The organism is Nitritalea sp., assembly GCF_054166705.1.
Genome location: NZ_JBSZCV010000008.1, coordinates 399,907 through 413,365 on the forward strand (window position 1 = coordinate 399,907; position 13,459 = coordinate 413,365).

Consider the following 13,459-nt stretch of genomic DNA (forward strand, 5'->3'; position numbering starts at 1 on the left):
GCCCATAAAAATAGGCATAGCCCTGCATATGTAAAGCATTCACCGATTTAGGGCTTTATTTTTTATCTTAGATGACCAGCAAAAATCATCTTGAACCCCTAGCACATGAAGACACTCAGCACCTGGCTATTGGCCCTCGGCCTCCTCCTATTTTATAGCTGCCAAAAGAAGGCTGCGCAAGCCCCTCAGCTCGATATTCTCATCGCTCCAGAGCTCCAAGACCAAGTTCGGGACGGTCGCCTGCTCCTTTTACTCCATCACCAGGAGGGCGTGGAACCCCGCTTTGCCATCAGCGATGGCGTAGGCTCCGCTCAAGTGTTTGGCCAGGATTTTACCCAGCATAGTGGAGGCAGCATGGTCTTCGACCTAAGCGTCTTCGGCTACCCCATAGAAAACTGGCATGCCCTCCCCGACGGCACTTATTTTGCGCAAGCATTTATCGTCCAACACGAAACATATGCGCGTGCCGATGGCCATCAAGTCCTGCTGCCAGCAGATAAGGGGGAAGGACGGCAGTGGAACCGGACACCAGGCAATCTATACAGTAACGTGCAGCCCGTGCAAGTGCGGGATGGCCAGCTCTTGGGGGCCGATCTGCTGATAGCACATGCCATTCCCCCCATTGAAAAACCAGCAGACACCGAGTTTATCAAACATATCGAAATAACAAGTGACTTGCTCAGTGCCTTTTGGGGCCGCGAAGTGACGCTCGGTGCGCACGTGCTCCTCCCTCGAGATTTCGACGAAAACCCCGACGAGTATTATCCGCTGATGGTTTTTCATGGCCACTTTCCTGCTGACCTCAGCGGCTTTCGTACGGATCCGCCGGATAGCGATCTTCCCAATACCTATAACGCGCGTTTTGGCATTTACGGTTATGAGCGCATCGTGCAGGAAGAAGCCTACAACTTTTACCAGCAGTGGATCTCCGAGGATTTCCCGAAGTATATCGTCATCGAAATTCAGCATCCCAACCCGTTTTATGACGATAGCTACGCGGTCAACTCAGCGAATATCGGCCCCTACGGAGATGCGATCACCTACGAGCTCATCCCGCACATCGAAAAAACCTTCCGGGGCATCGGCGAGGGCTGGGCACGCTTCTTATATGGAGGCTCCACAGGGGGCTGGGAAGCGCTGGCCGCGCAAGTTTTTTATCCCGAGGAATACAATGGTTGCTTTGCTGCATGCCCCGACCCGATCGATTTCCGCGCCTACACGGTCGTAAATATTTACGAAGACGATAATGCTTACTACGAGGAAGGCCCCTTTCGCCGCACCAAGCGAGTCGGCAGGCGGAATTACCTCGGCCATGTCTCCTCCATGCTGGTGGACATGAACCATAAAGAGCTAGCACTAGGCGGTAATAAGAGCCGCTCCGGAGATCAGTGGGACATCTGGCAGGCCGTCTACTCCCCCGTAGGTGCGGATGGCTACCCGAAACCCATTTGGGACAAGTACAGCGGCGTTATCGATAAAGAGGTGGCCGCCTACTGGCAGGAAAATTACGACCTGCGCTACATCATGGAGCGGGACTGGAGTAAGATAGGGGACGCCCTAGCGGGCAAAATCCATATCTATTGTGGGGATATGGACAATTATTACCTAAATAACGCCGTTTATTTAACAGAGGAGTTCCTTGAAAGCACCGAAAACCCCTACTATGCAGGAGAGGTCGCTTACGGGGATCGCTTCGAGCACTGCTGGAATGGAGATCCAGATAATCCGAATTACCTGACCCGCTTACGGTATAATACCCTCTATCTTGACAAAATCGCAGCTCGTTTTCAAGCGACAGCACCGAAAAACTTCGATCAAAAACGCTGGATACTGAAACGCTAAAATTGATTTTAACTGCCATACAAGGCATTAAAAAGCCGCTTTTCAGTCAGAAAGAAACCGAAATCACAAATCGAGTTTTTACTCGGGATTTGCAAAAAATCCTGCTTACATTTGATATAGAATTAGGATGTTAGGGAGAATTCCATTTGTGTAACAACCAAGCATCCACAGTATGATACGAGTAGCTATGGCTGAGAAGACAAAAATCAATAATGAATTAGAAAAGAACCTAGAGGTAGTTAGTCAGTTAGACAGCTTCGTGGGTCACGCGGTAGATAATGTGTTGGAGAACCCGGATGAGTGCTGGCAACCCACAGATTTTCTTCCGGATATGAGTAAAGAAAATGCTTTGGACGAAGTCCGTCTCCTGCGCGAGCGTGCTTCGGGCATACCGGATACAGTGATTACCTCTTTAGTGGGGAATATGATTACCGAGGAGGCGCTTCCTTCCTACCAGACCTATTTTAATATGTTGGAAGGAATTAACGTGGAGGGCAGCCTGCTGAGTAATCGGGGCTGGGTGCGCTGGTCGAAGGCCTGGACGGCTGAGGAGAACCGCCATGGAGACTTGTTAAATAAATATTTATACCTGAGTGGTCGGGCAGACATGAAAAAGGTGGAGCAGACCATCCATCGCTTAATTTATAATGGTTTCGACCCAAAGTCGGAAAATGACCCTTACCAGGCCATGATTTACACTTCTTTCCAAGAGCGTGCCACTAAGATTTCCCACGTAAATACGGGTAAGCTGGCTGATGCGGCGGGTGATAATGTGCTTTCGCGCATTTGTAAGACGATCGCAGGAGATGAAGCGCGTCATGAGAAGGCCTATAAGTCTTTTATGGCGGAAATATTCAAATTAGACCCTGCCGGTGCTGTGCTCGCCTTCGAAAAGATGATGCGGAAGCAGATCGTGATGCCTGCAGTACTCATGGGTGAGGGCGGTAATAATCCCACCCTTTTCGATCAGTTTTCGGCCATCACGCAGAAGGTAGGCATTTACACCAGCTGGGACTATGCTCGGATTATCGATCACCTGGTCAAGCTGTGGAAAATCGAATCTATCGGCGGGCTAAATGATGTGGCAGCGAAAGCTCAGGATTACCTTTCTACACTTGCGTCCCGCTACATGCGCATCGCAGATCGCGCGAAAGTTCCGGATGAAGTTTCTTTGGTCTGGTTAAAATAAACCCTAAGCTTCAGTAGGCTTCTTTTTATGGTATTCGTGATGACTTCCTGTCCAGATTTGGGCAGGAAGTTTTTTTTTAATGCAAATTTGAATGAACCGGATCGCCAGCTGCTACAAGCGCTTCCCCTACGAAGCCTCATTATCGGCCCAAAAGTATAAAATGGGTCAAACTCCCTCAGAAGGATAATTAAACAACTTTTTTTAAACGAAGCGCAATAAAACAAGTTAGTACCCTACCTATTCAATAGAATTTAACCCTACTTAACTTAAATAACATGAAGTACTTTTTACTTTTGCTCGGCCTTGGCATGTGTCTTTGGCCGACGGCCTCAGTGCATGCACAAACAAATGGCCCTTTAGAAATCGAGTTCACCGGCATGTTCTGGGTGATTACCACCTATAACTTCCAGTCCTCAGATCCAAACTGGCCCGAGATGCTACGTACGACGCGTGTGCTGGACAATCAGGGGCGGCGCTTTGCCGATAATGGATCTACGAATATCAGCATTCGCCCTTCTCGGGTGGGGTTTAATACACGGCAGGCCACCAAGAAAGGGGACCTGGTTACCCGTTTCGAGCTGGATTTAGTAGGGGGAGGCAGTAATGTAGGGGAGACCTTTTTTCGGGTGTTTAATGCCTATGCAGAATGGAACCGCTGGACCTTCGGGAAGCGTAATTCCGTATTTATGGACGGTTCCGTAGTACCTGCCACTGTGGAATTCTTCGGCCCAAATGGAATGGTGCTACTGCGAAATATTCAGGTCAGCTATAAGGTCGTGGACGAGCTGCGGCAGCAGTTGCAAGTAGGGCTTGAAAACCCGGATGCCACCTCCGATTTAGGCCCTTTTCGCCAGGATTTCACCTTTCGGGGCAAGCTAGAAGATATCGTTTTCACCAATAAGCTGCCTGCGGTCACACTGCACTACCGCAGGAATTTCGAGCGTGGCCACGTGCAGGCTGGCTGGGTGACCAAGTATATCTCTTGGTTCGACAAGGGTCGGGATGCCGTTAACGATTTCTCTGGTGATGCTTGGGGCTATGGCACGAACATTTCCGGGAGCTTAACCCCTACACCCACAGTTCGGCTGGTGGGCTCCTTCGTGGCAGGTCGTGGCATCCAAAACTTCTTAAATGACGGTACGGCGGATGTGGGGGTACGTGCGAATCCAGAAAATGAGCGGACCCCTCTTACAGGTGCCGCCATCCCCTTTTATTCGGTCATGGCGGCCACAGAAGTCCGGCTTACGGATCAGCTGAGTTCTACTGTTGCTTTTTCACGGGTCGTCAATGACACCTTTCCTACTCAGCTCAGCACCTCTTTCGAGAGTGGCACCTACTTGACGGCAGGCCTTATACACCGTCCACTCCCAGGCATCTCTTTCGGCCTAGAATACCAATATGCCGATCGCCAAAACGCCAATTTTATCGGCTCTGAACAGTTCGAGCTGCCGCCGGCGCTCGGCAATTTCTTCGCCATCCATAAAGTCCAAGCTAATTTTGTCTATCGCTTCTCTAAACTGAACTAAGTCATGAACAAGAAAAAATTTATCTTCCTCCCCCTATTTTGGGTCGTATCCTTTGCGCTTTCAGCGCAATCCCTTCCCTCCATCCAGCAGGTCGTCGACCAGGCCTATGAGCAGTTCAAACAGGTAACAGAGGGCAAGAATGCCGACTATATCAAAGAGCTCGCCAAGGTAGACCCGGATATTTTCGGGGTGGTGGTGGTAGATAGCCAGGGCAACATCTACACGGCAGGAGATGCCTATGCGCAGGTATCGATTCAGAGCGTTTCGAAGGCATTTGTGCTGGCATTAGTGCTGGAAGAGCAGGGCGCAGAGGTAATTAAAGAGAAGGTGGGGGCGAATGCGACTGGCTTTCCTTTTAACTCGATTATCGCGATGGAGATCAATCGGGAATCGGGGATTAATTCTATGGTAAATGCGGGAGCCATCGCCACAACGAGTTTGGTGCATGGAGATACGGCGGAAGAAAAGTGGGAGGTGGTACAGCAGACGCTCTCAGATTTCGCGGGTCGGCGTCTAGTAATGGATGAGCCAGTGTATATCAGTGAGGCGGGTGACAATCAGCGTAATGTGGCGCAGGCCCAGCTCTTAAAGGCCTATGACAAAATCTATTTTGATGTGGCCGAGTCTGTGGACATTTACACGCGGCAGTGTGCCCTAAGTGTCCACGCGCGGGATCTGGCTACGATGGCTGCCACGCTGGCGAGTGGGGGCGTGAATCCGATTAGCAAGAAGCGCGTGGTATCCGCGGAGACGGTGTCTTTTACATTGCCAGTAATGGCGACGGCTGGCTTGTACGAAAATTCAGGGAAGTGGCTGTATCAGACGGGCCTACCGGCCAAAAGTGGTGTTGGCGGCGCCTTGGTGGCGGTGGTTCCGGGGCAGTTTGGCATCGCAGTGGTCTCACCACCTTTAGATGAGGCGGGGAATTCGGTGAAGGGTCAGCTGGCGATTCGCTATATCGTGGAACAGCTGCGGCTAAATCCTTACTTGGTCGGCGTAGAGTAAGTTGGTCTTCAGGTAGGAGGGTTTTCCAGTAGAACGGACTTAGGGTGGGACGGACCTAGGATAGGACGACCTTAGGGTAGGACGACCTTAGGGTAAGATGAAAAAGAGCAGAAAGTCCCTCTTCCCTCAGCCGCTTTGTTGTGGGTACTGGGCTGGAAAGGGACTTTCTTTTTTGATCGTTTTGACTTTCGTTTCCTTTCGTTTCCTTTCGTTTTTAGGGAAAATACTTTCTTTTCCTTTCGTTTGCTTTCGTTTTATGAGAAAACGCTTTCGTTTTCTTTCTATTTTGATCGTCTTGACTTTCGTTTGCTTTCGTTTGCTTTCTTTTTTGAGGGAGAGCGGAGACCTGATGCGTTCCGCTATGGGATGTGCAGGGGATAGTTTATTAAACTGTGTCTAGGTTTCTCGTTTTCATTTTTGTAAAGTGAGCGGACACACTTGAATGAACAGTCTCGCGGTCTTTAGGACTTTTAAACCATAGAGAAATTTCGTAAAAGTTAGTTTTATGTTTCTTTTCTATATACTACCTTAGTAACTCCATGGTATTAAACTTATGAGCGCTATACCCGATTCGAACTTTTCTTACCTATCAAATGAATTCCCTATACTTTTCAATATAGGGCGAGCAGCTGAGTTTAATCTTTATCAAGACCCTGTTACTAGCTTGTGGAAGCTCCGACAGTTTGGGGAAAGAGTAAGTGAATTACTTTTTGAATTGCATCACCTGGATTTTCCTTATGACAATTCCTTTCACGGGAGATTGAAGACCTTGGAGTATGAAAATGTATTACCTCCACAAATAAAGGACTTGCTGCATACCATTAAGCAAAAAGGGAATAAGGCGGTTCATGATGAAGTCTACTAAATCTTTCACAAAATAACTTTAAAGATATAGCTATAAGAATCCCTTCGATTGAAGAACAAAAAGAAATCGTTTCTCAGATCGAGACCCTTTTCTCCATAGCCGAGAAAATCGAATCGCAATATCAATCTTTAAAAGCCAGGATTGAGCAATGGCCGCAGGCGATATTGGCGAAGGCATTTCGGGAGGAGTTTGTGGAGCAGGAAGTGAAGGGTATGAGGTGGAGCAGAGAAAGGGCTTGATGGCGGCGGAGGATAGAGAAAGGTGAGGAATCGAGTATATTATATAAATGGCTTGTAAAAAATTAACCTATTGCTTAATTTTGACGTGAAAAGAAAAGCAGAACTGATAAAGATTTCGGGAAATGGCAAAAAGGCCTTTTACTTGGACAAAGATAATTCCAAGGAAATAATGGCTTTTTTGCAAGCTGATGCTGCTAATCTCAAGAAGTTCAATACTGCATTAGAGTTGATTTTAAACCACCGAGCCCCAAGGGATATTTACGATAAAGAAAATTTTGAGAATGGATGCGAATATGTCACGGCCATCAAATTGTTTAAAGGAAAGAAAAATCCCCGAATTTACTGTCAGCAGTTTACTGATGGTGAAACGGAACGATTTGTAATCATCGGTGTTGAGCTTCTGGAAAAGAAGAAATCTCAAAAACTTACAGCAGCAGAAAAAAGTATCATTAGAAGAGTTGCGAAATACGAATACGACTTAACCCAAACATCATGACAAACTCAATCAAACAAGAATGGGATGCACTTTTTAATAGCGTGACACAAGAAGAGCTTGTATCTTCCAAAGCCGATGTATTGGCCATGCAGTTTTTGGGACTAGTTGACCAAAAAATGGAAGAGCAAAATATCAGTAAGAAAGTACTTGCTCAAAGAATCGGAACTTCCGCATCTTTTATAACACAATTGTTCCGAGGTGACCGAAAGCCCAACTGGAATATTCTGGCCAAAATGTCCATGGAACTAGGCTTAGAATTCAAGGTGATGACTGAGGAAATGATTAGAGAAAGAGTTTCCGAGGAATTGATGGCCTACCATCAGCGTTGGACCAAGACCCAAGAATACCTTAAGTTAAAAGATCAAGTCACCAATCCTCAAATTGTAATGGCGGTAAGTCATGCTGATAAGGATGTAATAGCGATGGCAGGATGAAAGCTAAATTTTCCCCATTACAGTTATTGGATTTCAAGTTATTGGAATCGCATGTTGAGTTTGTAATTCCGAAGGAGCCAGAACTTGATGTCAAGGAATTATTTCAATCCTATGTTGTGGATATAGATTTTAGACTCCGGGAGAATGAAAAGACCAAAGAAATCTTACTGTTTACCACTGTTGAGGTCAATGAAGATGGCGAAAAATCTCTTCCCGGGTATAAAATTATGGTAGAAGGAGGCGGTACGTTTCGTATTCAAAACCCGGATACCCTCGAAGAGAATCTCAAAAACAATCTGATCCAATTTTCCACTTTGAACATGATGATCAATAATCTCCGAAACATCATTTACCAAATTACGAACTTGGGTCCTATGGGCGGGTATTTATTGCCTCCGATTGATATTACGCAGTTGTTGAGGGATAAGGCGGGGGAAGGAAAGCAGGAGGAGTAATTTTATTCCATTTTGGTTCTAGCCCAACCATAAGCATATTCCAAAATGCAATTTGAAATTTCAATCATCACCAAAATTGCCTCTATTCTATGCAAATCAGTAACGGTTTTCGAATCATACTTTGATAAGTAAGTTCCCACAGTCGAGTTTTCTAAATCAACATCTACTATTGGATTGAAAATGTGTTTGGAGCTAAAATGGATATAGCCTGAGGTATTATTATAAATCTCCTTTACCCAAGGGAATTCTTCAGATGCTTTATTTCTTAAATACCAGTCTTTAAGCCCTTGTTTTGGGTTTTCTTTATCAAAGAACTCTTCCACTTTTTTTCCTTTCATTACTTGGTTGGCAAAATCATGAGGGTCCTCTACGAGCCATGCCGCATATAGCCTCAAGAAGGTGTCCAAATATGGCCTTACTAGATGGGAGGCTGCTAAATAGTTTCTTGAGTCCATCAATACCAAAAACCCTTCAATTAATGAAAGAGCCCTGGAATAAGCCCCATTCAAATAATAATCCAAATGAAACAAACCTTTCCCAGAAAATTGGCTGACATGAAACATCAATAAAAATCTTTGTACATAGCTTTTTAGAATATTTTTGAAGGCAGAAAGAAATTGCGGCAACTCTTCATCTTTGTAGTCTCCGGGAACTCCTAGGTCTTTTATTAAAAATGGTTTCCAAAAATCAAAGGTTTCTGGTTTAACAATTTTATTTGATTGGATTAAGAATCCATACGTAGTTTTATCATCACTTTCCAAAAACTGTCCCAAAGTCCATTTTCTGGAATCGGTGATTTTTTCATTGGATAGGATTACTATTTGTCCAATCTCAGGGAGCTCTGAATTTATTTCTCGCCAGTTTAGCATATCATTAAAGATTATTTAGAACCTCAACCCCCAACCTCAATTCATTCAAAATCGGAGTCAGTAAATCTTCTGTATCTGTTTCTATGGAGATGATCAAGCTGTAACGGACGGATTGATTGTAACGTTTGTGGCTAGGTCTTGTCTTCCACCAGCCCCCAGTAGGAATTATGGCAATTTCATTTTTGGTTGCGAGGTCAGCTGCATTACCGACCCAAATATCTCTATGGATAGAACCTTTGTCCCGAATTTTTGGGCCGATCACCCAGTTTTCCCTGCCTTCTTGTTGGTATTCCTCCGCTAAAGCTTTCCTGGCCTCTTTATTGATCCTTGCTAAAAATGACGTCGAAGATTCTTGGGAATCCTTCAATTTAAACCGAAGGCCAAAAGAAACATAATTATTAGCCTTGGCATACCTCTTATTACCTGGATTGGGTTCAATAAAATAAGAAAGCGTTACATTTAACCTGACCTGCGTATTTCCCATTTCCAATAATTGATCTTTAGGCCAAGGCAAAGAAAACAGATGGCATTCATTGGCCTTGACGGTACTTTTTTCTAGGGTATAAGGCTTAATGGTTTCTTGAATTACCAAGGACACAGAATTCTGTAGAGTGTACAAGGCAGAAGGTAAAAAGGGTATGCCATATCCTACTGTCCTTAGAAGTTGAATTTTTTCTTGGGTAGAAAGATCTTCAATTTTCTTATTTCCTAACATTTGTTCGGTCCAATGCGCAGCATGAACCATCAGCGCCCGTACTGTTTCAGGCCAAACGGTCGGATAATTATCCAAAATACTTGCGGCAAACTTGCTTGCAAATGCCGTGGCGGAGGAGGTTTCTCCAAAAGTTGAGAATAGAGAGCTTGCCATTCCTCCTTTGGAAATACTCAAAGGCATCAAGGAATCAGGATCACAAAGACCGCTATTCCATTCTGCCGCATATCCTCCCTCAAAAACGACTTCGGGTTTGATTGCCCATTCTTTTCCCCAAGTCAAACTTGTACTGCTCGAAGGAGCTAACTGCCCCCTTTGGGCCAAGAGTGTTGCTCCTGGGTATCTGGAAAGATCTATGCTGTCTTTCAAGGTATAAGCTCCAACTGTCAGGGCATTGAATGCTTGGGCTGGATCATGAATGCTGTATTCCTGATTGGATAAAGGATATTCCAGCCATCTATGATTGGGAATATTTCCTGCGGAAACCAATAATAACCGTTTCCAATCTTCTTCTCCAAAAGCTGATTTGTCTATTGCCGCAGACCAGGAACTAGGCCTCCCAAAGTGGGTATCTCCGTCAGCTGTTATGGCCATACAGAACACTCTTTGTTCGATGGGGCTTGTCTCAGCCCTGGCTATGGCTTCTTCTGTAACTGCACCATATTGATCAGGATCTGTTGGCTGTGGTTGCTGAATCAACTTTATACTTTCCAACCGGTGAAAAATCCTTATGCTTTCCCTTGATATCAATGTTTCCGACAAATCCCCAAAAAAAATGATCCCCGACATGGCCGTTCCGTGACCGGGCAAACTCCAAGAATCATTTGTTCCCCATGACGGTTCTACTGTGTCTACACGGATTATTGAAGTCAGATGTACCAGTAAGGGATGATTTTCATTGAGGCCCGAATCCAATAGACACACTGATAAATTGGAATTTTCATGAATATCTAATCGCTGAGCTAGATCGGTTATCCAAGCCTTTTGTTCAGGAATATCCATAGAAGTAAAGGAGTCAGACAACTCTACTGGTTTTCTTAGCTCATCCAAGTAGGGTGAATATAGTAACGGCTCTATGAGTTGTTTTGGGCTACCCTTTACTAGCATTACAATGTGCTCAAGAAAAACTAGTGAACGAGTTGAAATTTGTATCCCTGCTTCCTGTAAACGTTCAGTTATTATGGAGCGGACTATTTCACTACCATCAACTGTGGTATCCAGCCATACCTCCCACCAAACAAGCTCATCGAGTTTTGGAAAAGGAATTTCAGGTTCCTGCCAAAAGGACTTTAAAGTAGCTTGATGTATGGATTCCAGATTGGACAATAAGCTTGCGTTTTTAGGATTTGCATTTCCTGTATTTCTTTCTGGTTGAGAATAGGAAGAAATTTTTTTTAGAAATTCTTTAACTCCTTTTTTAGAAAGGTAAACCGAACTGATGGTTTTTTTCTGACCATCAGCACTTTTTACTTCTTTTAAGGAAGCAATTCTTATATCTCCTGCTTTTGCTTCAAATTTTTGGAGGTCAAGTTCAAAACCGGGGAAAGTTTCAAATTCCACATAAACAAAATCTCCAGGATCACCTTGCAAAAGTCTTGAAATGCAGCATCAAATTCATTTTTCAGCTTTTTCCCATGCTGAGTTTGATCGATATTTTTGTTTGTGATAAACCTTCCAGTTCCTAGGGGTGTAAAACTTATGGATCTTGCTTTGTTCGCTAAAAAAATATGTTTAAAAAATCCATCCATGTTTGTTGATTAATAGCTCTTCTTTCTAGCCATTATATACTGCGTTATTATTTCTTGGGTTACATGATGTTCACCATACAGTAAATAATCCTTATATACATCCTCGCATATTTTATGTACTTCTGCATAACTCAGCCCCAAAGATTTTTTGGAAAGCTGATCAATATTCAGTGGTCTAAGGATTCCTATTTCAGCTATTCTAGTGGCAAAAATTTGTTTGATTTGCTCTTCTGAAGGGTTACCATATTTGATTATATCATCAAACCTTCGGAAAAGGGCGATATCCAAGCTTTCAGGCAAATTGGTAGCAGCAATAATCAAACTATTGGATTTGTCTTTCTCTATCTGAAGCAGAAAACTGTTTAATACTCTTTTGATTTCACCCACATCTTGTGACTGGGTTCTGGTGCTGCCAATACTGTCAAATTCATCAAAGAGATAAACAGCACGAAAGTCCATCATGGCGTCAAAAATCAAACGTAGCTTAGCAATCGATTCACCCAGATACCTACTGATTAGCCCATCCAATCGAATGACAAATAAAGGAAGTCCTAATTCTCCAGCTAATGCATGGGCAGTCATGGTCTTTCCTGATCCCGGAGGTCCTACAAGCAACAGTTTTCTTCTCGGTTGTAGGTTATGGCTTAACAACTTATCCAAATGCCTTTGTTCGTGGATGACTTTAGCTAAACTCTCCCGAATATCTTTTGAAAGCACCATATCCTTCATGCGAGTATCAGGACTGACCAGCTCCAAAAGATCATTCAATTCTTTTTGGGCAGCATTGACAGGTAGTCTTTTGATAACAGCTTTGGAAGATTTACTCTTATCAATTAATTTTTTTAACTCTTCCGCTAGTGCAACATGCCCTTTCCTCGCCTCAGAGGCAGCAATTTGCATAGCAGTAGCATAGAAGCGGGATTCATCCCCTTCTCCAAATGATTTGATTAATGTTTTTATTTGTTCTGCCGCTGCCATGATTGAAATCACCAAAAACCTAAACGCTAAGATATAAACGCAAAATAATACATTATGCCTCGTCAAGCCATGGAATAGCCTCTTTTCTTTTTATGGAATAAAAAACCAGCGTTGATTTCCGAAACTCACTGCAACCAGTTTTACTAGGCTTTCTTGGATCAAGCTGGATGTAAGCACAGCTGTATTTCAATTCAATCTAACGCTTCCTGCCACACTTGACGTAATGGACTAGCTAAAATTAGAGCGGAGCCTCCTCTCTCTAGAAAACAAATCGCCAGGTCAGGTGAACGGGCTGGATGGCGGGTAGTTCCCCTTGCTCACGAAATAAAGGGGTCGTCTGCACGTTGATGCCCAAAACCGAGGAGCTTAAAAGGGCTAAAACACTCGGAAACTCCCCTGTAAAGCCCACGGCGAGCTCGAACTGCAAAGCTTGCGGATTTATAAACTCCTGAATGGAACTACTGCTTCGCTCGTTACCGAGCACAAAACTACTACGGGCAAACAGCGTTTGCGCCACGCGCGCCCCTCCCTGAATGAAAACACCCCGACCGAAATCACAGGCATTTCGCGGCTCACGCTGAAAGACATAATACCGCCCATAGAGCCCTAAAGCGGCATTGCCCTTTTGGATACGCGGAAAGGCTTCCCCGGCCATGGGCACCTGTAGGGCTGCACCTCCATTCCCGCCGAGGGGCTGAACGATGGCGTTTATGGAATAGGAAATTCCCTCATATTCCAGCATACTGACCCAAGAAAAACGCTTGCTAAGCCGGCGCTCCAGTTGCACCCCAAACTGAAAGTTACCGCCGCCATCTTGGTAGATTTCATCGGGTAGGCTACTTAGGCTCGAGGAGCCAAAACCAATGACAGGGCTCCAGCGCCAGCTTGGCAGCTCTTCTGCAGCCGACTCCTGCTGTGCCGAAAGGGGCATAGCGGAAATGAAAAAAAGCAGAAAAACGGAGATGTATAGCGGGAGGAAGGTAATCTTGCGCATCATTTTTTTTCCAAACAACGCGAAAACAGAACGCAAGGTTCGAGCAAAACAGAAGAAAATGAGGCCATATAGGCCTTAAACCAAGAAAACCGGACGTATAAAGCATC

General features: G+C 44.8%; 12 protein-coding genes and 1 pseudogene. 9 read left to right on the forward strand and 4 right to left on the reverse strand.

Annotated features, from left to right (window positions below):
• The first annotated feature begins 105 nt into the window (after positions 1–105).
• The 9 genes and pseudogenes from ACXIT9_RS05700 to ACXIT9_RS05740 all read left to right on the forward strand — a co-directional run bounded on the left by ACXIT9_RS05700 (position 106) and on the right by ACXIT9_RS05740 (position 8,051).
• The gene (locus ACXIT9_RS05700) at positions 106–1,842 is read left to right on the forward strand and encodes an alpha/beta hydrolase-fold protein (protein WP_458055262.1); all 1,737 of its coding nucleotides are present in this window, start codon (positions 106–108) and stop codon (positions 1,840–1,842) included.
• A 172-nt stretch (positions 1,843–2,014) separates the two neighbouring features.
• Positions 2,015–3,031, forward strand: a complete 1,017-nt coding sequence (locus tag ACXIT9_RS05705) for an acyl-ACP desaturase (protein WP_458055263.1) — start codon at positions 2,015–2,017, stop codon at positions 3,029–3,031.
• A 275-nt stretch (positions 3,032–3,306) separates the two neighbouring features.
• Positions 3,307–4,557 carry a DcaP family trimeric outer membrane transporter gene (locus ACXIT9_RS05710; protein ID WP_458055264.1) on the forward strand — a complete coding sequence of 417 codons (1,251 nt, stop codon included), beginning with the start codon at positions 3,307–3,309 and terminating at the stop codon, positions 4,555–4,557.
• 3 nt (positions 4,558–4,560) lie between these two features.
• Positions 4,561–5,562, forward strand: coding sequence for a glutaminase A (glsA, locus tag ACXIT9_RS05715; RefSeq protein WP_458055265.1), 1,002 nt, complete (start codon positions 4,561–4,563; stop codon positions 5,560–5,562).
• A gap of 553 nt (positions 5,563–6,115) precedes the next feature.
• Positions 6,116–6,427, forward strand: a complete 312-nt coding sequence (locus ACXIT9_RS05720; protein WP_458055266.1) for a DUF4145 domain-containing protein — start codon at positions 6,116–6,118, stop codon at positions 6,425–6,427.
• Positions 6,428–6,438: 11 nt separating this feature from the next.
• Positions 6,439–6,666: pseudogene (locus tag ACXIT9_RS05725) on the forward strand (hypothetical protein); the annotation flags it as partial.
• Positions 6,667–6,751: 85 nt separating this feature from the next.
• The gene (locus ACXIT9_RS05730; RefSeq protein WP_458055267.1) at positions 6,752–7,162 is read left to right on the forward strand and encodes a hypothetical protein; all 411 of its coding nucleotides are present in this window, start codon (positions 6,752–6,754) and stop codon (positions 7,160–7,162) included.
• Positions 7,159–7,596: a helix-turn-helix domain-containing protein gene (locus ACXIT9_RS05735; RefSeq protein ID WP_458055268.1), complete on the forward strand. Its 438-nt coding sequence runs from the start codon at positions 7,159–7,161 to the stop codon at positions 7,594–7,596. The genes ACXIT9_RS05730 and ACXIT9_RS05735 overlap by 4 nt, the downstream gene beginning before the upstream one ends.
• Positions 7,593–8,051 (forward strand): preprotein translocase subunit SecB, encoded by a 459-nt coding sequence (locus ACXIT9_RS05740; RefSeq protein WP_458055269.1) that lies wholly within the window; start codon positions 7,593–7,595, stop codon positions 8,049–8,051. The genes ACXIT9_RS05735 and ACXIT9_RS05740 overlap by 4 nt, the downstream gene beginning before the upstream one ends.
• 2 nt (positions 8,052–8,053) lie before the next feature.
• Here the strand turns inward: ACXIT9_RS05740 and ACXIT9_RS05745 are convergent, their stop codons facing one another.
• The 4 genes from ACXIT9_RS05745 to ACXIT9_RS05760 form a co-directional block, all read right to left on the reverse strand.
• A complete protein-coding gene (locus ACXIT9_RS05745) occupies positions 8,054–8,920 on the reverse strand; it encodes a hypothetical protein (RefSeq protein ID WP_458055270.1) in 867 nt (288 codons plus the stop codon).
• A gap of 4 nt (positions 8,921–8,924) precedes the next feature.
• Entirely contained in the window at positions 8,925–11,222 is a 2,298-nt protein-coding gene (locus tag ACXIT9_RS05750; RefSeq protein ID WP_458055271.1) for a S8 family peptidase, read from the reverse strand.
• 167 nt (positions 11,223–11,389) lie between these two features.
• Positions 11,390–12,358 carry an AAA family ATPase gene (locus tag ACXIT9_RS05755; protein WP_458055272.1) on the reverse strand — a complete coding sequence of 323 codons (969 nt, stop codon included), beginning with the start codon at positions 12,356–12,358 and terminating at the stop codon, positions 11,390–11,392.
• Between the two features lie 259 nt (positions 12,359–12,617).
• Complete coding sequence (locus ACXIT9_RS05760; protein ID WP_458055273.1) at positions 12,618–13,355, reverse strand: hypothetical protein; 738 nt, start codon at positions 13,353–13,355, stop codon at positions 12,618–12,620.
• Between the last annotated feature and the right edge of the window lie 104 nt (positions 13,356–13,459).